Origin of the sequence: Lysinibacillus sp. LZ02 (genome assembly GCF_050613145.1) — a bacterium.
Taxonomy (GTDB): Bacteria; Bacillota; Bacilli; order Bacillales_A; family Planococcaceae; genus Lysinibacillus_B.
The window spans coordinates 427,549-446,397 of the sequence record NZ_CP192507.1 but is presented as its reverse complement, the minus strand read 5'-3'; the positions used below and the strand labels follow the sequence as shown (position 1 = coordinate 446,397).

The 18,849-nt window shown below is 39.1% G+C and carries 19 protein-coding genes; 4 read left to right on the top strand and 15 right to left on the bottom strand.

Features of this window, described 5'->3' with window-relative positions:
• Nucleotides 1-74: 74 nt before the first annotated feature.
• The gene (locus tag ACQQ2I_RS02060) at nucleotides 75-290 is read right to left on the bottom strand and encodes a hypothetical protein (RefSeq protein ID WP_431028899.1); all 216 of its coding nucleotides are present in this window, start codon (nucleotides 288-290) and stop codon (nucleotides 75-77) included.
• Nucleotides 291-417: 127 nt separating this feature from the next.
• Here ACQQ2I_RS02060 and ACQQ2I_RS02055 point away from each other — a divergent pair, with 127 nt between their 5' ends.
• The 3 genes from ACQQ2I_RS02055 (at nucleotide 418) to ACQQ2I_RS02045 (ending at nucleotide 5,048) form a co-directional block, all read left to right on the top strand.
• Complete coding sequence (locus ACQQ2I_RS02055) at nucleotides 418-813, top strand: (deoxy)nucleoside triphosphate pyrophosphohydrolase (protein ID WP_431028898.1); 396 nt, start codon at nucleotides 418-420, stop codon at nucleotides 811-813.
• A gap of 24 nt (nucleotides 814-837) precedes the next feature.
• Nucleotides 838-3,720 (top strand): DUF3427 domain-containing protein, encoded by a 2,883-nt coding sequence (locus tag ACQQ2I_RS02050; RefSeq protein WP_431028897.1) that lies wholly within the window; start codon nucleotides 838-840, stop codon nucleotides 3,718-3,720.
• A 110-nt stretch (nucleotides 3,721-3,830) separates the two neighbouring features.
• Nucleotides 3,831-5,048 carry a homing endonuclease associated repeat-containing protein gene (locus ACQQ2I_RS02045; RefSeq protein WP_431028896.1) on the top strand — a complete coding sequence of 406 codons (1,218 nt, stop codon included), beginning with the start codon at nucleotides 3,831-3,833 and terminating at the stop codon, nucleotides 5,046-5,048.
• 289 nt (nucleotides 5,049-5,337) lie between these two features.
• Here the strand turns inward: ACQQ2I_RS02045 and ACQQ2I_RS02040 are convergent, their stop codons facing one another.
• From ACQQ2I_RS02040 to ACQQ2I_RS02005, 8 genes are all read right to left on the bottom strand, one after another.
• The gene (locus ACQQ2I_RS02040; RefSeq protein WP_431028895.1) at nucleotides 5,338-5,826 is read right to left on the bottom strand and encodes an AraC family transcriptional regulator; all 489 of its coding nucleotides are present in this window, start codon (nucleotides 5,824-5,826) and stop codon (nucleotides 5,338-5,340) included.
• 42 nt (nucleotides 5,827-5,868) lie between these two features.
• A complete protein-coding gene (locus tag ACQQ2I_RS02035; protein WP_431028894.1) occupies nucleotides 5,869-6,240 on the bottom strand; it encodes a helix-turn-helix transcriptional regulator in 372 nt (123 codons plus the stop codon).
• A gap of 435 nt (nucleotides 6,241-6,675) precedes the next feature.
• Nucleotides 6,676-7,581, bottom strand: a complete 906-nt coding sequence (locus ACQQ2I_RS02030; protein WP_431028893.1) for an HNH endonuclease — start codon at nucleotides 7,579-7,581, stop codon at nucleotides 6,676-6,678.
• A gap of 112 nt (nucleotides 7,582-7,693) precedes the next feature.
• Nucleotides 7,694-8,833, bottom strand: coding sequence for a DHHW family protein (locus ACQQ2I_RS02025; RefSeq protein ID WP_431028892.1), 1,140 nt, complete (start codon nucleotides 8,831-8,833; stop codon nucleotides 7,694-7,696).
• 12 nt (nucleotides 8,834-8,845) lie between these two features.
• Nucleotides 8,846-10,231, bottom strand: coding sequence for an MBOAT family O-acyltransferase (locus tag ACQQ2I_RS02020; RefSeq protein ID WP_431028891.1), 1,386 nt, complete (start codon nucleotides 10,229-10,231; stop codon nucleotides 8,846-8,848).
• A gap of 6 nt (nucleotides 10,232-10,237) precedes the next feature.
• Entirely contained in the window at nucleotides 10,238-10,720 is a 483-nt protein-coding gene (locus tag ACQQ2I_RS02015) for a DUF4358 domain-containing protein (protein ID WP_431028890.1), read from the bottom strand.
• Nucleotides 10,721-10,880: 160 nt separating this feature from the next.
• The gene (locus ACQQ2I_RS02010; RefSeq protein ID WP_431028889.1) at nucleotides 10,881-11,618 is read right to left on the bottom strand and encodes a metallophosphoesterase; all 738 of its coding nucleotides are present in this window, start codon (nucleotides 11,616-11,618) and stop codon (nucleotides 10,881-10,883) included.
• Between the two features lie 541 nt (nucleotides 11,619-12,159).
• Nucleotides 12,160-13,086 carry a DUF4003 family protein gene (locus ACQQ2I_RS02005; protein WP_431028888.1) on the bottom strand — a complete coding sequence of 309 codons (927 nt, stop codon included), beginning with the start codon at nucleotides 13,084-13,086 and terminating at the stop codon, nucleotides 12,160-12,162.
• Nucleotides 13,087-13,229: 143 nt separating this feature from the next.
• On the opposite strand from ACQQ2I_RS02005, the gene ACQQ2I_RS02000 reads away from it, so the two are divergent.
• Nucleotides 13,230-13,418 carry a hypothetical protein gene (locus tag ACQQ2I_RS02000; protein ID WP_431028887.1) on the top strand — a complete coding sequence of 63 codons (189 nt, stop codon included), beginning with the start codon at nucleotides 13,230-13,232 and terminating at the stop codon, nucleotides 13,416-13,418.
• A gap of 73 nt (nucleotides 13,419-13,491) precedes the next feature.
• Here the strand turns inward: ACQQ2I_RS02000 and ACQQ2I_RS01995 are convergent, their stop codons facing one another.
• The 6 genes from ACQQ2I_RS01995 to ACQQ2I_RS01970 form a co-directional block, all read right to left on the bottom strand.
• Entirely contained in the window at nucleotides 13,492-14,001 is a 510-nt protein-coding gene (locus tag ACQQ2I_RS01995; RefSeq protein ID WP_431028886.1) for a MepB family protein, read from the bottom strand.
• A gap of 24 nt (nucleotides 14,002-14,025) precedes the next feature.
• Nucleotides 14,026-14,538, bottom strand: a complete 513-nt coding sequence (locus ACQQ2I_RS01990; protein WP_431028885.1) for a DUF3841 domain-containing protein — start codon at nucleotides 14,536-14,538, stop codon at nucleotides 14,026-14,028.
• Between the two features lie 618 nt (nucleotides 14,539-15,156).
• Entirely contained in the window at nucleotides 15,157-16,002 is an 846-nt protein-coding gene (locus ACQQ2I_RS01985; RefSeq protein ID WP_431028884.1) for a PhnE/PtxC family ABC transporter permease, read from the bottom strand.
• Nucleotides 16,002-16,790 carry a phosphonate ABC transporter, permease protein PhnE gene (gene phnE / locus ACQQ2I_RS01980; protein ID WP_431028883.1) on the bottom strand — a complete coding sequence of 263 codons (789 nt, stop codon included), beginning with the start codon at nucleotides 16,788-16,790 and terminating at the stop codon, nucleotides 16,002-16,004. Before phnE ends, ACQQ2I_RS01985 begins: the two co-directional genes overlap by 1 nt.
• Nucleotides 16,791-16,803: 13 nt before the next feature.
• Nucleotides 16,804-17,640 (bottom strand): phosphonate ABC transporter ATP-binding protein, encoded by an 837-nt coding sequence (gene phnC / locus ACQQ2I_RS01975; RefSeq protein WP_431028882.1) that lies wholly within the window; start codon nucleotides 17,638-17,640, stop codon nucleotides 16,804-16,806.
• A gap of 102 nt (nucleotides 17,641-17,742) precedes the next feature.
• On the bottom strand, nucleotides 17,743-18,792 hold the full coding sequence (locus tag ACQQ2I_RS01970; protein WP_431028881.1) for a PhnD/SsuA/transferrin family substrate-binding protein: 1,050 nt from the start codon (nucleotides 18,790-18,792) through the stop codon (nucleotides 17,743-17,745).
• Nucleotides 18,793-18,849 lie beyond the last annotated feature (57 nt).

Genomic DNA, 18,849 nt, shown 5'->3' with positions numbered 1-18,849 from the left:
ATCGTCCCCGGTACCACCTTTGTACCGGGGACGTACCATCTTTGTACCACCTTCGTACCGGGGACGTACCACCTTCACCCTCTCTGTCGTAACGCTTTTTTAATCATCTCAATCTCCCTTTTATTAACATCCGCTACATATTCCTCTACAAAATAACGACATCCATTCATCACTATTTCTTGATCCTCATGTCCTCCGTCTACATTCAGGATGACTAGCTCTACTTCTTCCTCCGCGATTACCGCTACGACTAAACCATGCTCAATTTTGATGGCAATTTGTTTCATCATCGTCACTCCTTGCTGAACACAATAAAGGGATCTTGCATACTCGTAAAGTAATTAGCAATATTTTACTTTGTGCTGCATGCCATGACAGAGTTGGGTATACTATTTTTATATAGGAAGGATGATTTACATGAAAAAAACCGTACACGTTGTAGGGGCGATTATTGAAAATGATAAGCAGGAAATTTTTTGTGCTTTAAGAAGTCCCGAAATGTCTTTACCGAACTATTGGGAATTTCCTGGTGGAAAAATTGAGGACAATGAAACACCAGAGCAGGCGCTTATTCGTGAAATTCAAGAAGAATTCAACTGCGAAATTGCAGTGAGTGAAAAAGTAGAAGATACAACATACGAATACGAAAAAGTGATTGTACGCCTTGAAACTTATATGTCGACGATTTTAAATGGCACCCCTACTGCTTTAGAGCATGCTGAAACAAGATGGGTCCCTCGTAATCAATTACGTTCACTTGATTTCGCCCCTGCCGATATTCCGGCGGTGGAGAAATTAGCTATAGAAAAATAACAGTCGAAAGTCGGTGGTTTAGAAATGGAGCAATTAAGAAAAAAGCTTGAAGATTCCTTACATAAAGGTTTTATCGATCAATACAAACCAGTTTCTACTCAGTTTAAACCGAAGTTACTTACAAATCAAAAACACGAAAATGTATTAGCAACACTGTTACAAGAACTCAAAACGTGTAAAACGTTTATATTCTCAGTCGCCTTTATTACAGAAGGTGGACTCGCTACATTAAAAACGATGCTCTATGACCTTGAAAAGAAAGGCATTCAAGGCCGAATCCTTACATCAACGTTTTTAAGCTTTAATCAACCAAAAATGTTTAAAGAGCTATTAAAGCTAAAAAATGTAGAAGTTCGATTATCTGATGCAAAAGGCTTCCATTCAAAGGGCTATATTTTCGAGCATGAACATTACTATTCTTTAATTGTAGGGAGCTCAAATTTAACGGACAGTGCATTGAAGGCCAATTTTGAATGGAATGTATTTTTAACGTCTTTAGAAGATGGTGAGGTAATTCATCATTTTAAAAATCAATTTGAGGAAGCTTGGCATATAGCTACGCCACTTACAGAAGAATGGATTTTAAATTATCAGCAACAATATAATTTCGAGTTCTCTAAACAGCTTTCATCCCAAATTGTTAAAGCACCTCCATTATATACAACTAACAAATTACGTGAAGCATTAGAAATTAAACCAAATAAAATGCAAGAAGAGGCATTAACACAACTGAAAGAATTACGGGCATCGGGAGCGAAAAAAGGATTAATCATTTCAGCGACTGGGACAGGTAAAACTTATTTATCTGCTTTTGATGTGCGAAATGCTCGCCCAAAACAGATGCTTTTCATTGTACATCGTGAGCAAATCTTAAAAAAAGCGATGGCCGATTACCGAAAGATTTTAGGCGGGAATGAGGAAGAGTTCGGCATTTTATCCGGTAATTCTAAGGATTTACATGCACGTTATGTATTCGCAACAATTCAAACCATTTCTCGTGATGCTTATTTGCAGCAGTTTGCCAAAGACCATTTTGATTATGTATTAATCGACGAAGTGCATCGTGCAGGAGCGAGTACTTACACAAAAGTTATGGATTACTTTGAACCTCAATTTTTACTCGGTATGACTGCAACACCTGAACGGACAGACAACTTTAATATTTTCGAGCTATTTGATTATAATATTGCCTATGAAATTCGCTTACAAGCCGCATTGGAAGAAGATATGCTTTGCCCGTTCCATTACTTTGGTGTAACTGATTATGAAATGGGCGAGGATACCATTACAGAAACCGCTGGATTACAGAAGTTGATTGCGAAAGAGCGTGTTGATCATATCATTGAAAAAATTTCTTACTATGGTCACTCAGGTAATAAAGTGCGGGGACTTATGTTCTGCAGCTCCAAGGAAGAAGCACGAGAATTATCGGCTATTTTAAACGCGAGAGGCTACCAAACTACATTCTTAACGGGAGACCATTCTCAAGAGCAGCGTGAAGAAGCGATTCAGCTCCTAGAAAAAGGACAGCTTCAATATATTTTAACGGTTGATATTTTTAACGAAGGTATCGACATTCCTTTTATTAATCAAATCGTGATGTTACGTCAAACACAATCTAGCATCATCTTTATTCAACAGCTTGGGCGTGGTTTGCGAAAACATGACGAAAAAGAATATGTGACCGTTATTGATTTTATCGGAAATTATAAAAACAACTTCTTAATTCCAATTGCGTTATCTGGTGACAAATCGATGAACAAAGATAATGTTCGCCGTAATACAGTAAACACAGATTATATTCAAGGGGTTTCAACGATTAACTTTGAAGAAATAGCGAAGAAACTAATTTTTGAAGCGATTAACAATACAAACCTATCGACATTAAAAACGCTTCGCGATTCCTATATCGAAGTTAAAAACCGACTTAACCGAATTCCAATGTTAATGGATTTCATGGAACAAAACTCACTTGATCCGGAAGTATTAATCGATTATGCAGATAACTATCATCAGTTTTTATTGAAAATGAAAGAAGAAGCATTTTCTTTTACCGCTTACGAATCTGCTATATTAACATTTATTTCAAAAGAATTTATAAACGGCAAGCGTATACATGAACTAATATTAATAAAGCTCTTACTTACTCAGCATTCTGTAACAAAAGAACACTATATTGAAGCATTAAAGCAAAGTGGAACCTTTTATGATGCCGAAACAGTGGAGTCGGTAGAAAATATATTTGCACTCACGTTCCACGTACAAAATGATTTTAAAAAATACGGGGAAAAACCAATTGTTCTTTTCAATGGTACTTCGTATCAATTTAATGCAGACATACAACAAAGTCTAGAAAATGAAACATTCAAGTTTTTCATAGAAGATATCTTAAAATGTGCCTTTGAAAAAAGTAAAAAGTATGATTGTTCAAAACCATTAACTTTGTACAAAAAATATTCTCGCCGAGATGTTTGTCGTCTTTTAAATTGGGAAAAAGATTCCTCTTCAACAATTTACGGGTACCGTACAAAGTTTAATACAACACCACTCTTTGTTACGTATCATAAAAAAGATGAAGTAGAAACAAGTCAAGCTTACGGCGACGAATTTTTATCTTCTGATTTATTTAGATGGTTTACTCGAAATCGTCTAACACTAGATTCGAATGAAGTAAAAGCAGTTCTAAACCATAAAGAAATCGGAAATGATATTCATCTTTTCGTAAAAAAAGACGATGGTGAAGGCACAGACTTTTATTATTTAGGAAAAACAGACGTTCTAACAGAAACGGCAAAAAATGAAACGATGCCAGATAAAAACGGGAAAGCATTACCTGTTGTAACAATGAATATGGTCCTGGAACAGCCTGTACAGTACGATATTTATCATTATTTAGTGGAAGAATAAAACTAAACGATACAAAATCCGATGATTACATATTTTGTAATAATCGGATTTTTATTTTACAATAAAAACAGAGCGTACATTCTATTTCATTGAGCATGAGGAGGTGCTATATGGAAACAAAGCTTTGCCGTCACTGTAATACTATAAAATTGAAGACTGATTTCAACAAATGCAAACCGAATAAAGATGGGCTCCAAAAATATTGTAGAGATTGCACTAAAAAATTTGGTCGACAAAATAAAGAACGCAGAGCAGCCAGAAAAGGACGAGTTATGAAGCCCTATGAAGAAAAGAAATTCGCGCATATTACTGAAGATGAATTATTAATGTACTTGCGAAAATTTACCGAAATACACGGTCGTCCTCCCACGACTAGTGACCTTGAAGGAAACCCTGATTATCCCTGTGCTTATACGTATTACAGAAGATTTCGATACAAAGTACCAATTACAAAGAAAGCAGATAATTGGAATGCTATATTACAATTATCTGGCATAGAACCATTAGATTATTTTTCAATTTGGCGAGCATGGGAATATCTCGTTGAATGTACGATTAAGCTTTTTGAATCTGATTATGTATTTCAATCAACAAATATTACAAAAGACTATCGACCAGATATTGTTATCCCTAGTAAGAAATTAATTATTGATGCAGCCACTTCAAATTATGATTCTAAACATAAAAAGCGACAATTTAAACATGCAATGGAACATGGTTATACAGTGGAATTTTGGTGTTTATATAAAACAACGAAAAATGGGATTAATGAACCTTATTTGAAATATGTATTTGCCGATGAAATTATTGAGAAACTCCAAGCTATTGGTGAAGATGAATTAATCCATAAAATTCAAACTTTGCTCACTAAACATGATACTTATACAGAAGAAATATTAGCTCATAAAAAAGAATATATAAAAGCTAAAATACTTGAAATGGCTACACTTCTTAAGCGGACTCCTAAGTATAGGGACTTTTTCGGTAAGCCTGATTTCCCTTCTGCTACAACAATTAAAGAAATATTTGGTTCATTTAATGAAGCCCTAATTTACGCGGGACTCACTATTAATAAAAAAGCAAACGCAACTGCAGACCCTCAAATTGCAATTAATGACCTTATACAACTAACCGAAACACTAGGAAGACTCCCTAAAATTCAAGAAATAGGCCCACCGAACACTACTTATACAATAAAAGTTTACAGAAAGCATTGGGGAAATCTATCTAATTGTTTACAGGAACATGGTTATAAGCTGGATAAACAGACTATTGTTGATTCTACTACTATAAAAGAGGATAGGGTTTTTTATTTAATAGCCAATTGAAGGTAGATGAAGCCAGCTCAAAGAAAAACCTTTAAAGCTGGCTTGTACTACTTGTAGCTTTAGAATAAAGTCTGATTAAAAATGCCCTTCAATCCTTATTTAACAACAAATAAAAATGCTCCATTTTGAAAAAAGATTGATCAAAATGGAGTTGCTCTTTTTAGCTTAATATGAGATTTTTATAAAAAAGTTTGATCATTTCAATGAGCCTTCTTCAAATAAAGCACCTATTAGTTTATGTGTATACATTGTATCAACTAACATTAAAGGCTATCTAAATATTGTATTTTTACTCAATCGGAACATAAATATCTGTCTTGCTCTTGGCTTTGAAGTTTTTTGGTGGCTCAGTAACGTATAATTCAAATGGGAATGAATCTCTCGGTGTGTATTCGCCTTTATTAAGTAACCAATCAGAATAAGCATATTTCCAAGCTTCTTCATACTCACCCAGCGTTAAATCATAATGTAATACTGCGTATTTTCCGCCAAAAGTCATCGTACCGATTTGTCCTTCTTCTTCAATTGCAGTATCTGATGGAACCGTCATTGCTATACTAGTTCGTAAATTTTCTGAATCAGTTACGAAAGGATTGTCATGGTATATAGTCATTACCTTTGTAACATTATCTTTGATTAGATCATATTTTTTTGCGAACTTGAAAAGTTCATTGAACATCTTACGACTATTTTTTCTATACTCGACATAATTTCCTTTGAAGCGTACATAGATTACTTTCATTTCAATATTTTCTACTGTGATCGTTGGTTTTTCCATTAATATCATCTCCCTTAACTTAAGTATAGGGAAGACTATCTGCTATTTCTTGTCGTTTCTTGCTTTCCTGTATTCTAAAGGAGACATTCCTATATACTTCTTAAAAGCTTTATTGAAGGTACTCGCATCATTATAGCCATATCGGAGAGCAATATCTGTGATGCTCAAATCATTGCGGACTGCGAGGAATATCCCTGATCGCTCCACTTTTATTCTAGTAACAAACTGTTTCACCGTCTCGTTATTGTATTTTCTAAATAAACGATGGAAATGATATTTAGACATATTTGCATTATTTGCTAAATCATCTAGTGAAATTTTTTCACTCAGATGGCTTTCAATATAATCTTCGGATTTGTTCACCAATCGAATATATTCATCCATGTCTTCACGCCAATCAAGTCTTTTATTCATTATAACAAACACTATGGGATTACTAGAACATCTATTCAAAATCTCACGATACAAGTACGAACATTATTTTTCATCCGTTCGCATTTACGCCGCTATTTTCTGTTCGAATGATCCAGTGACCTCTTCTTCAACTATCTGCCTGTTAGTGGATCAAGAAAAACTGAAATAATAACATTTCGGTTCAACTTTGTCATAAACGGTGTAAAAATGGAATTCCTTTTTGAACTAACCTGCCCCGTTAGCTTAAGTACATTGTTTCACAAACTCACATCAAGATTAACATAAAACCCCATTTTTAATTTAGAAGTGTTATTCAATTAAATGGCCCGATTATGGAATAAGAGAACTACATTCCATACAGGTTTTTTAACAAACTTTATTATAAATGATCGAACTTAATTATAAATTATCAATCTTTATTAAAAGACCACACTACTATCTAAAAACATTGCGCTTATGCCATTTAAAATACGGTTTATTCTCTTGTCGACGATTCACACGCATTTTTGGATGAATGCCATATTTCTCATAATCTTCTTCATTTATCTCATTGGAAATATGGATTTTCCCTGTCCCGTCAAATGCAATATACCCTTGATCATACAATGCATCATGATTGCAGCAAAGAAGTAATCCGTTATAAATATCTAGCCTTTCTTCATCGGTACTGTCTTTCCACGGCTTGGAATGACTAGCTATAAGCAATGCTGGTAAATCAATTCCACACAATGCACATTGGTTATTCCATAAAGGAGACAACCCTCGTTTGAACCTTTGTTGCCCTTTACGAATTTTCACTTTAGCTTCTGCCTCTGTTTCAGCTAAAATAGGGACAAGCTTATTTCGTTCCTTCTTTACAATTGGCCCGATCGCAAATTCCAGTTGCTCCTGTTCTTCTTCATAAACATTTAAGTCACCGATTAATTCTAACAATTTCAGTGCTAACATCTCATTGCACGGAAAAAGATAGCCTTGGTTGCCATCGCCATTTTCTTGAAAAGCAGCATATTTTCTCGGTAGTAACGGTTGAATTTCTTTAAAATAATTTTTAATATTTAACGTTTTTTCTAACTCCTCATACGCCACTTCCACCGTAAATCCAATGACATCCTCTTCATCGTTATACGGTTTTTTCCCTTCATAACAGTCTTTTCTCACAATACTAATGGCAACAATCTCACCTTTTACATAATGAAAAATGACATCTCCCACTTTTACTTCCTTCATTCGTTCCCAAAAGTGTGGCGTTTGACCGCTTTTATCAATTATATGAGACCAAATAATACCTTTGGATTTTTCATCTATATATGTACGCCCCTGCATAACGATATAAAAATTCATAACCTATTTCACCTTTTTGTGTTTTCTCCATCATACCATTAATCAACACTTCATTTTTACAAAACAAAATCCCACCGCCTCATGTGCAGTGGGATTCCCCTATTTTACCCCATCACTTCAACTTCAACAAAGATTCATCCTCCACAAATGTAGTCGTGTTAAATAAAAACAGGACGTCTTTAATATCATGCTCCGTCAAATACGCATCAATGCTGCCATTATAATAGCGCAGATCGATGACATGAATTTCCGGCACATGCCTTGTGAGAAACGGGATGACATTATGGGCATACGAGTCTTTGATAATGAGTAGCTTCTCTTGTTCAATCTGTTGCGGAGGGAGCCCGGTTGTTAGCTTCATGAGCGCATGGACCCCGCCTAGAAAATAAGAATACTGATCTTTTTTGGCAAGAAAGCTTGGATCATATAGGCTTGTTACCGTTTGATCGGTATCGGCGATATACATCTCGGTCGTGACCGCATCACGCGGGATGTACGCGTCGATTTGATCTGGTGTGACATTCGTAAATTGACTTCTTGTATGATAGCTGCCTAAAAACGACTGGCTGACCGTTTCAATCCGAAAATCTTGCGGTGACAGCGGCTGCCATCCTTGCTGCTCGGCATATGCGACATAGGCTAAATACGCGCCATATGTCGTCCAGTGATGGTCGGTTCGATAATAAATCGGCTCTGCTGCATGCGGCGTGAGAAAATCAAAGCCATTCATAAACGTGATCTCGTTGTGCATATGTTCCCCGATAAATTCATTGACCTTCCATTGCGGATACGACGGGGCTAACCATGGTAACCGCTCCGGATAAAGACCAATCGATGTCGGGGCAAGCAGAAACGTCATAGCCACTTTTGGATGATTGCCTGCAAATGCATTGACCGCCTCGGTATATTGCGCGACTGTCGTGTAATCAGGCTCTACAAACTTTTCAAATAAATAGCCGTCTTTCCCTTGGTAAATGCCGTTATTCTCCTGCTGCAAGCGGTACTTTTCTGAAGTCGATTTCACCCATAACCACTTGTCCCGAAACGGAAAATGATCCGTGATGAAGCTTTCCACCTCTTCGGCATATTGCTTCGATAATAAGTTCTCCCACGTCAGCTGTGGTGTCGCTTGTAAATACCTATTTTCTAGTTCAGAGAAACGTTGATGAGGCAAAATGAAAAAAAGGAGCGCTATTAGAAACATCGTACCGACAAAGCCAAACACGAATAATCGCTCGGTATATTGCTTCATATGATTCCCTCCCTAAAAACGAAAATATAAAAACGGGTTAAACGTGGCATCTACTAAATACGCGACAGAAAGCAAATAAAGAAATGCATACCATACTACATGAACGAACGACAATTCATTCATTTTTGACCATTGCTTGATTGGTAGCGAGGCAATGATTAACACGAATAGAAGTACGGCGTTTGTGTAGAAAAAGTACACCGTATCGGCATTCCAAAGTGACTGCCCATTGAATCCCCACATTGCCGCCAAATAATCAACAATCGCAGTAGGCTGTTCAAAGGCAAACAGTACCCAGCCGATGAGAATAAGTACGATCGCATACAGATGTCGCATCCAGCGAGGCAAACGCAGAAGCAACGTAAGCCCCCACCACTTTTCCATCAGGAGAATAACACCAAAATACAGTCCCCAAACGATAAAATTCCAGTTGGCGCCATGCCAAAAACCTGTGAGCATCCACACAATGAGGATATTACGCATTTGGATGGCTAACCCGCGCCGATTGCCTCCAAGTGGAATGTACACATATTCGCGAAACCACGACCCAAGCGAAATATGCCATCTTCGCCAAAAGTCTGTTATGCTCTGTGCAATATACGGCTTGTTGAAATTTTCATTAAACCGGAAACCAAACATAAGGCCAAGACCAATGGCCATATCCGAATAACCACTAAAATCAAAATAAATTTGGAAGGCAAAGGCGATAATGCCAAGCCAAGCTGTTAACACCGGCATCGTCTCTAGATTAGAGCTAGAAATGGTGTCCCACAGTAAGCCGATATTGTTCGCTAAGAGCACCTTTTTCGCTAGTCCGATTGTAAACCGACGAACCCCCTCTGCGAACATCTTCATATTTTCCGAACGCTGTTGCAGTTGTTCGGCAATCGTACTATATTTCACGATTGGTCCTGCCACTAGTTGCGGGAACAGTGCAATATACGCGCCGAAGTCGATCCAATTGCGCTGTGCTTTCGCCGTTCCTCTATACACGTCGATAATGTAAGACATCGATTGGAACGTGTAAAAGGAGATTCCGATAGGCAAAGGCAGCTCTAGTAGTGGCATATTCGTCCCAGCGAATGCATTGACATTTTGAATGAAAAAATCCGCGTACTTGAAAAAAGATAACAGCAAAAGATTCACGATAATCGAACATGCCACAATGCCCTTCCGCTTGATGGCAACCATATTCGGTTTATCTAATAGCAACCCAAAACTATAATCAGTCACCGTAGACACTAACATAATGACAATGTAAACCGGCTCACCCCAAGCATAGAAGAGCAGGCTCATTATAAATAAAATGAGATTTCTCATCCTTCTTGGGGCACTATAATAAAGTATTAAAACAGCCGGCAAAAATAAAAATAGGAACAGCAGGCTACTAAATACCATCGCCGTCTATTTTTTTTCGAAGAAGCGATCGTACACGTTGATTAGTTCTTCTGCACTTTCAGAAATAACCATTAATACATAATTGTCTTTTGTCACGATTTTATAGTTTTTCGCATTTTCATATTGATCCGGTAAATATTGCTCGAATTGCTTCATGACATTTTCCGCGCGTTGCTTCGCCGCTGCTTCAATCTCCGCCACGTCTTTTGCCTCTTTTACTTTAAAAATCGCAATTTCATTTGTTTTGACATTCATCATTGGCATGCGCACTGAAAAGTCTTCCAGCTTTGCCGCATCTATATTGTAGAATTCTTTTAATTGTTCTGCCGATAATTCGATTTGTGCGGGTTGCTCGACTTCCGCTACCATCGTGTCTGCTATTTCTTTTGCAGACTCCTTGACTTCCACTGTAGCAGACTCGTTGCCAGAACAAGCTGCAATCACCATCGCTAACATCGCCGTTAGCACCATCATCCACATTTTTTTCATACTATTCTCTCCTTTTTCTAGTTGCTGTACTTCAAGGCATTAGACGTGAGTAATCTATTTACGTTACACGAAATAAAATATTTTCAATTTTAAAATACTTTTGAGTAGTGTGCTTCTTTTCTCCTGGAGCATACTTACTTGAATTGAAAAAGAGACTGTCTCATCCATGAGGCAGTCCCTTTTCTTCCATCTTTATTTCCTTACCCGACAGCACAACAAATGTATCCAAAATCTCCCCTTGCTCGCTCATCAGCAAGGCATTTAATTGACCGCCGTATGCACAGCCGCCGTCGATACCAATATAGCTTTGGCACGGGCTAATCCAAATATCGTCGATTTCATGCATATTGCGTGTTGGCGTATGACCAAAAACATTCACTAGGCCGGTTTTATTTTCATGTATGTAATGATTGCGAATCCACAAAAAATCACGACTCTTTGTGTTTTGCCAATGATCGAGTGCCGAATCAAAACCAGCATGTGTCAGCAGCAGCTTGCCATATTGGTAATAGTGACGAGCATTCCGTAAAAAGTCGATTTCCTTGGCAAACTGTGTTGTTAAAATTTCTATATTTTCCGCTGTTGCCTCTATATCTACGTCCTTGATGAACGAACGCAGCATCTCCATACCACCATTCATTAAAAACGGTGTTGGATCTTTCATCAAACCGTCCACATAGTACATGAGCAAATCCTCATGATTCCCTTTCATGACGATCACTTTTTCGGGATATTGTTGCTGTAAAGCCATCACACGCTGTACCACCTCATAAGAGTACTCCCCGCGATCAATCATATCACCTAAAATCACAAGCAAACTTTCCTTATCCCAGTGCTGTAGAATTGCTTCAAATTCTTTGGCCATCCCATGTATGTCACTTACGATAAATAAATTCATAACACTTCTCCCTGTCTGATTGGTTATTTTATATTATAACGCTTTTTCGGCACTTCACCAAAATTTGGAGGATTAAAATTTTGTAAGTAGTGCATCCGCATAAAGTGAAACTTCAATCAGTGGGGGGTTTCCTCATCCCCCACTGATTGAGAGAGGAACGCAAGCTAAGAACGCCACGTCGTGTGGCAACGCCTGCGTGACCAACGTCCTGTTGTCCTTAACCAATCGGGCTTTTACGGGCAGTTGATCTCCCACCTACGCTTCTCGATTTTCCTTAAGCCTTGAGGTGGGAGTCTTAATGCCCGTTAATGCGGGATAAAAAAAGAGATCACATCGCATGCGATCTCATCAAAGTTTGAGTTCCCGCTTCCTTTGCAGAAACCTCTACATGAAGTTAATAGAAAAATCTCCACGTTCTTGGAAAACAGAAACCTATCAGGAGAGTGTGTGATTAGTTTGTGCAGAATATCGATTTTTATACATGGCTTGAGCTAGTTTTTTGACTGGATAGCTGCGGGTTTTGCTCGCACCCTAATTCTTGTTAGTCTCCCCCGCTACCGCCGTCACCACCAGCATCTCCGCCTGAATCACCATCGATTGCTTGCATCACAATATCCGCAAAATCGAAGTCATATGTTGGGAGGTCACTAAATGCTTCGCTCGCTGTGTAAATCTGTGTAGCGATGAGTAAGGTATTATCATACTTTGGTTTCGCTTTTAACACTTGGCACACTTGGTCGTGGATTTCCGTTAGCGCTGGAAAGGCGGGCGTTTCAAACTTGGCCAGTGCCAGTAGACACACAACACTATAATGACGGGGTTCAAGCTTCGTGCTCGCTGCTTGAATGAGTGCCGCTAGCTCCTCTACCTTCGCCCAAATCGTTTCATCCCATGCACCTGTGCCAATCGTCAACAGAAAGGCGGCATTTTTGCTTGTGCCGTCGCGTTTCCAGCCTAGACTGATTAGTCGTTGATAATATTGCTCGTATGTAGTCGCTAGCTCCTCTGGTGATTCGGGTCGCGTTGCTAGCATAGCCCGTAAAAGTAGCGATAATGAAGAAAATTTTAAGCTTGGCTGCTTTATGAGCTCTTTCGTTAAAAGCTCCATTTTTTGCGCCTGCTCACTGTCTTTTACATACATCGCGGCCAAATACGCATCCTCCGAAGAAGCAAAGCCTTTTGTTTTGACGAATGCTTGCTGTGCAATCGCTTGCTTCACCTGCTCCGGCTCTTTCGCAAACTGCACATAATACGCATGCGCGATTTTCACACTACTTCGCGCAACACCATACCATTTCGTGTTCGCCTTAATGTGCTTTTGTACTTCCTCATAATCGTGATAATAAAATCGAATCCCGCGCACCGTTAATTGTGTCGCCATTTTCTTCACGAACCTTTCCCCGTCCACACCGAAGTAAAGGCGAATCTTTTCTACATTATCTACAAATAATTGCAACCGTTCCTTCATACTGATCCCCCCTTTCGTTGTTATACGGATAAAGGGCGCTAAAAGTTTCTCTAAACGAAGCACTCAGCGATAAATTGGTTTTAATATCCATTTTATGTTAACCTTACAATATAACCTTATTAACCTAAATAGGAGGAGTAAAAATGACTCATAATTTACGCCTGTATATACGGATTGCGACAGCCGTGTTATTTGTGATTCTTGTATTCATGAATTTTTTAGGCTATTGGACAGCAGACCGATTCATTCAAATCCTATTTTTCTTTACGATGATAGTGGCTGTTTTCAGTGCGGGGATTGAAACGGAAAAAAGGCTTAAAAGCAGAAACTGATTGGACTATTCGAATCAGCTTTTTTTACTGCACACGGTGCTCCTAATTAAACTGAGAATATGGTTCAAGGATTTTAGTTGGAATATAGCTTTAATAGTTCCTGTACCGCTAAACTATTGGCATCACCCAGATGAACGAAATAAGGTAATTGCCATTTTTGCGTTGCGATTGCTTGTTTACTCGTAGGCGTATCCCAACTAGGATAGACCCTCATCGCCATCTTCCCTTTTTTAGTCGCTGTTTTTAGGATATTTTGTTTCACCAGAACTTCTTTTGGAAAAACGAATTGTCCAAAACGCTGATCATCAGTAAACGTATTAATGACCAATAAATCGGGCGCTTTTTCAAATGAAAATGCTTGGTTTTTATTTTTATCGTCCTTTTCCCAAAAGGCTACAAACTGTCCGATCTTAGTAGGTGTTATTTTCGCGACTCGAAACCTGATCGATTTACAATTTAATTGAAATATCCCCGCCCCATATTCCGCATTTTGAGTTTCTTCTATTACATCTTTTATAGCGAGCTTATTAGGCGCATAAAATAGTTCATTTATGTATGTTAATGCCTTATGAAATTCATTCATTGTTGTACTCCTTCTCTAAATCCTTTATTTTGCAATAAAATGCTCCACTTTTTTAAACTGAGATACGTTGATTTCGCCCGTCGTGACCTGAATGACTTGCTCCCCTGCCCAATAATCAGACCCATTTAATAATTGTAAATCAAACACTCTTTCCCACGACGCTTCTTTTGTGATGTTCAATTTTCCAGCAGAAAATAATTCATCCTCTTCTCCACTTAAGGCTAGAAAATCATTCATTAACACCATATGCCACGCCTCAAAATCAGACAGCAGTACTTGCTGGGTTGGCATTTCCACTTCAATTTGAACCCCTGCTGTGCCGCTTGGGAGCAAGGCTTCATCATGCAAATCTCGTTTCTCCGTCCATAGCCAAATAGGATATGTACCATTATGACCGATTCGATTGTTCATTTGCTGTATCATCCAGTCATAGGCAACTAAAAACTCTTCCCAAACATACTCCTTTGAGGCCGACATTGTTCCTTTGTTCATTGCCTGTTCATATGCCTCTTTACTTTGAATTGTATAATACTTCACGTCATTCACCTTCCTTCATAAAATGATTTTACTAACTCACAATGAGCAAATCCTGAAATATATATTACCATTTGGGTAACCGTTGCTTTCCACGGGCGAGATCAAGCCTCCTCGTCGCTCATCCTTCGCTGCTCCTGTCGCTACGCTTTCGTCGCAAATAAATTTCCTGTGGGGTCTTGATTGTCTCGCTTTTCCCGTAGGAGTCTCGCGCCTGCGCTACAAGCAACTATTATTCAATACAATAATCGGTTGCTAAAACTAAAGAAAGATGCTCATTCATTACGGTAGAGGCTGGGCAATTATACTTGCAACTAGAAAGAAATTGATTTCTTTTAGAGAAGAGAAATGTTTTTCTAAAATATCCAGAAGCATTCACTTTTGCCGTAGCGCGCCATAGCCACAGGAGCCAAGATTCTCTTTGCGACGAAAGTGCAACGTCAGGAGCAGGAACAGGAGATCCAAACAGGCTGTGGCAAAGCGCGGAGGCTATGATACCACTTCCCTTTATACATCTCACTATTTAATTGATATTTTTAGGATATTTTTTACTCATTGCGAGTTAAGAAAACAAATAGAGGTGAAGAAAGCGCTCAGCATTTCTCCACCTCTATTTTTCTTTTATGATTTTGCCATTAAGCTTCGTTTAATGCGCATCGATACGACCTCTAATATAATCGCCACAATAAGGGCGCAATACGTAATCATCCCGACCTCATGTAAATCATAATAGAAACCAGACGCCATAAAGAGCTCGAACCCAATACCACCTGCTGCTGCGGCTGCCCCCATGGCAACTGCTACACCGTAGTTTGTTTCAAAGCGCAGGAATGTCCACGATACCATATAAGACGAAGACTGCGGTACGACAGCATGGGCGATGATGTGCCACCAGTTCGCTCCTGATGCACGTAATGCCTCGATCGTGCCTTCGTCTAGCTCCTCAAAGGATTCCGCATAGGCCTTCGTTAAGTAAGCCATCGTGTGCAGCATCATCCCGAGTACACACGCCACTGCCCCAAGTCCTGCAACAATCGCAAAGATCAACACCCACAGAACAGTCGGCACGGCTCTTATAAACGAATTAAACGCGATAATCGCATTCGATACGGACGGAGGCGCTAAATTTTTGGCGCTAAAAATCGCAAGGAAAAAGGACACGACTGCCCCTAAAACCGTGGCTAAAAAGGCTAACGCAAGCGTAATGCCAATTTGCTCTAACGCTGTCGCAAATGTAATTTGATGAAACGCCGGCTCTAAAAACATCATTTTTAAATTCCCTAGCGTTAGTGAAATCGCTGTTGCCCACTCGATCGAGCCATAATCCAGTAAAAAGGGGCCGATCACCGTCATCAGCAATAGTGCCCAGAGCACGAGGCGCATCATCACATTTGCTCTCGTCACCTTACTGATTTGAATACGGCCATTTCTCATTTTGACATTGGTTAATGAAGGCGTAACTTGCATTATGAAATCGCCCTCCTTACTTTATTCGATGTAAACTCAATGATAAACACAACCGCAACAATCATGATTGTAATGAGCCCTAACATGCCATAATCGAGCCGCTTATAGTACAAATCAAATAAATAGCCAATCCCTGTACCTGTTAATAACCCAATCAATGTCGCACTACGAATATTCGTCTCAATCATATAGAACACCCAGCTGAGCATTTGCGGCATCGTATCTGGCAGCACGCCCTTAAATACCATTTGAAAATAAGTGGAGCCTGTTGCCGTTAACGCCTCTACCCCTTCTGAGCTGGCCTCGTCAATTGTTTCTATAAACATACGCACTAAAAACCCAAACGTTGAGAAAAATAGAGCCAAATAGCCTGTTACGACATTATGACCAAATGAAACAACGAGAATCAGTGCCCACGCTACAACCGGCACATTACGAAAAATCGATGCGATCAACCTTGCCACAAAGCCAAAGGAACGATTGAACTGTGTCGTTTGTGCGCCAAACATCGCAAAAAACAACGCAAATACGGCTGCTGTTGTAGAAGCAATAACCGATAAAATAATCGTCTCCCACAGGCGTTCTAGCACTTTCGGTAAATTTTCCATTGCTTCAGCTGATGGCACTAAATTTTGAATCATCCAGGCAATCGTACTCGGAATTGAGCTTATTCCGTCGATTAGATTAAACTTCGTAAAAGCCGCTGAGCCATACGTTAATACAATGAGAACAACCAATACTCCTGTCATTCGCCACTTTTTCATACGTAAAATATTCGTTTCTGTCATCATACCCTCCGCATTACTCCATGATTAATTCATCCACGTCTGTTCCATAAATATCGCGTATCGCAAACTGGCTTAAATGCTTCGGTGCACCGTCGAACACTTTCGCCCCTTTACTCAAGCCGATAATTCGGTCAGAATAACGAACGGCCACATCTACTTGGTGTAAATTCACTAGCACGGTAATGCCCATGGACTGCGAAATTTCCTTTAAATGATCCATAATAACCTTCGATGAATTCGGATCGAGGGACGCGATTGGCTCGTCACACAATAATAGCTTCGGCTCCTGCACTAACGCTCTGGCAATCCCTACTCGCTGCTTTTGTCCACCACTTAGCTGGTCACAGCGCTTATAAATATGATCCTTCATCCCGAGCTTTTCTAGTATCGATAAAGCCAGTCGCTTTTCTTCCTCTGTATAAATGCCAAGAATCCCTTGTAGCGTAGATTTATAGCCAAAGCGACCATGGAGAACATTCTCAAATACCGTAAGACGAGAAACTAAATTATAATGCTGAAAAATCATCCCGATTTTCGCACGTTGCTTGCGCAATTGTTTTTTACTTAACGTCGTAATGTCTTGCTGATTGAAAATGATTTCGCCACTTGATGGTTCAATCATACGGTTAATGCAACGGAGTAATGTCGACTTTCCTGCGCCCGATTGACCGATAATGGACACGAACTCTCCTTCGTGCAATGACAAATCAATGCCATTTAATATTACTGCCTTTTGGTCATAGCTTTTGCCAATTTTATTTAGCTGCAAAATCGTATTTGCTTGTGTCTTATCCGGTGCAATGATGGATTCAGCCTGCTGTGACTGCCTTTCCAATACAATCGTAGACATCCTGTTCTCTCCTTTAATAGCAAGTCTTTAGCGTGAAGATTCACATCTCTTCGCTTTTTAAAAAAAGGCTTCTATCGTGAGAGATAAAAGCCCTTTAGAGCACTATTTTGATAGTTCGCGAATTGGGTTAAACCATGCATCTTCTACTTCTAAGAAACGCTCGTCCGCTGACTTATAGAATAGACCTGAACCGCCTGAATCTTCCGGTACAAAAATGCTTGTATTATTTGCTGTTTCATCTGAAGTTAAAAGCTCTTTTAATGTTTGAACCTCTTCTGCCGCTAACACCGATGTGTTCACAACGAATGGAGCATTTAATACTGGCGTTACTTGGATTAGGACAAACTCTTTCCCAACTAATGTATTAAATGGTGCTGCTGCATCGTCTTTTACTTTATATACGGCACCTGGTGTATTTTTTTCGCCATCGACGATTTCCACATATGCCTCTACACATGTATTACAAAATGCTGCAATGTCCGAGCGCTCCATTAGCATATTTACTGCTGAGCCTTGGTGCGAGTCACCGAATAGGACATCCGGATACACCTCATTGCCTTCCATTAATGCTTCTTCTGTTAAATTTTTATCGCTAAAGTGAGAAATAATTGAACTTGTTGGTACTTTGAAACCTGATGTTGAAGATGCCGATACGAAAGAAATGCTTTTACCTTCTGTTGCATCTAACGTAAACTCACCATTGATTTTATATTGTTCTGCCTTGTCCTTTGGAACAGCTAACCAACTATAATAGATCGCATCGTCTAACGTACCAGACTCGCCTGATGGTACAACTAATGGCTCCACATCAGCACTTTTTTCCTTTGCTTCGATATACCCTTGTGCTCCCATGAAAGCAATATGTGCATTGCCGTTTGCAATCGATTCAATCGCAATCGCATAATCTGTCGTTAATTTATGTTCTACTTTACGACCTGTTGCCTTTTCAAAGATGTCAGCAAAAGCATCACGAGAAGGAGCTAAGTCAGAGCCTGATTCATTTGGATACCAAACCATTACAAGTGGCTCATCCGAATCTGCATTTGCTTTCTTTACTTCTCCTGTTTCATTTTCATCATTTGAAGAACTACAAGCAGCTAAAAAAAGTACACTTAACATGCCCATCAAAATTGATAACCATCGTTTGTTCATTTTTTCTTCTCCCTTATCATTCAAATAGTTTGTAAAACCGCTCTACATGCCCCATTT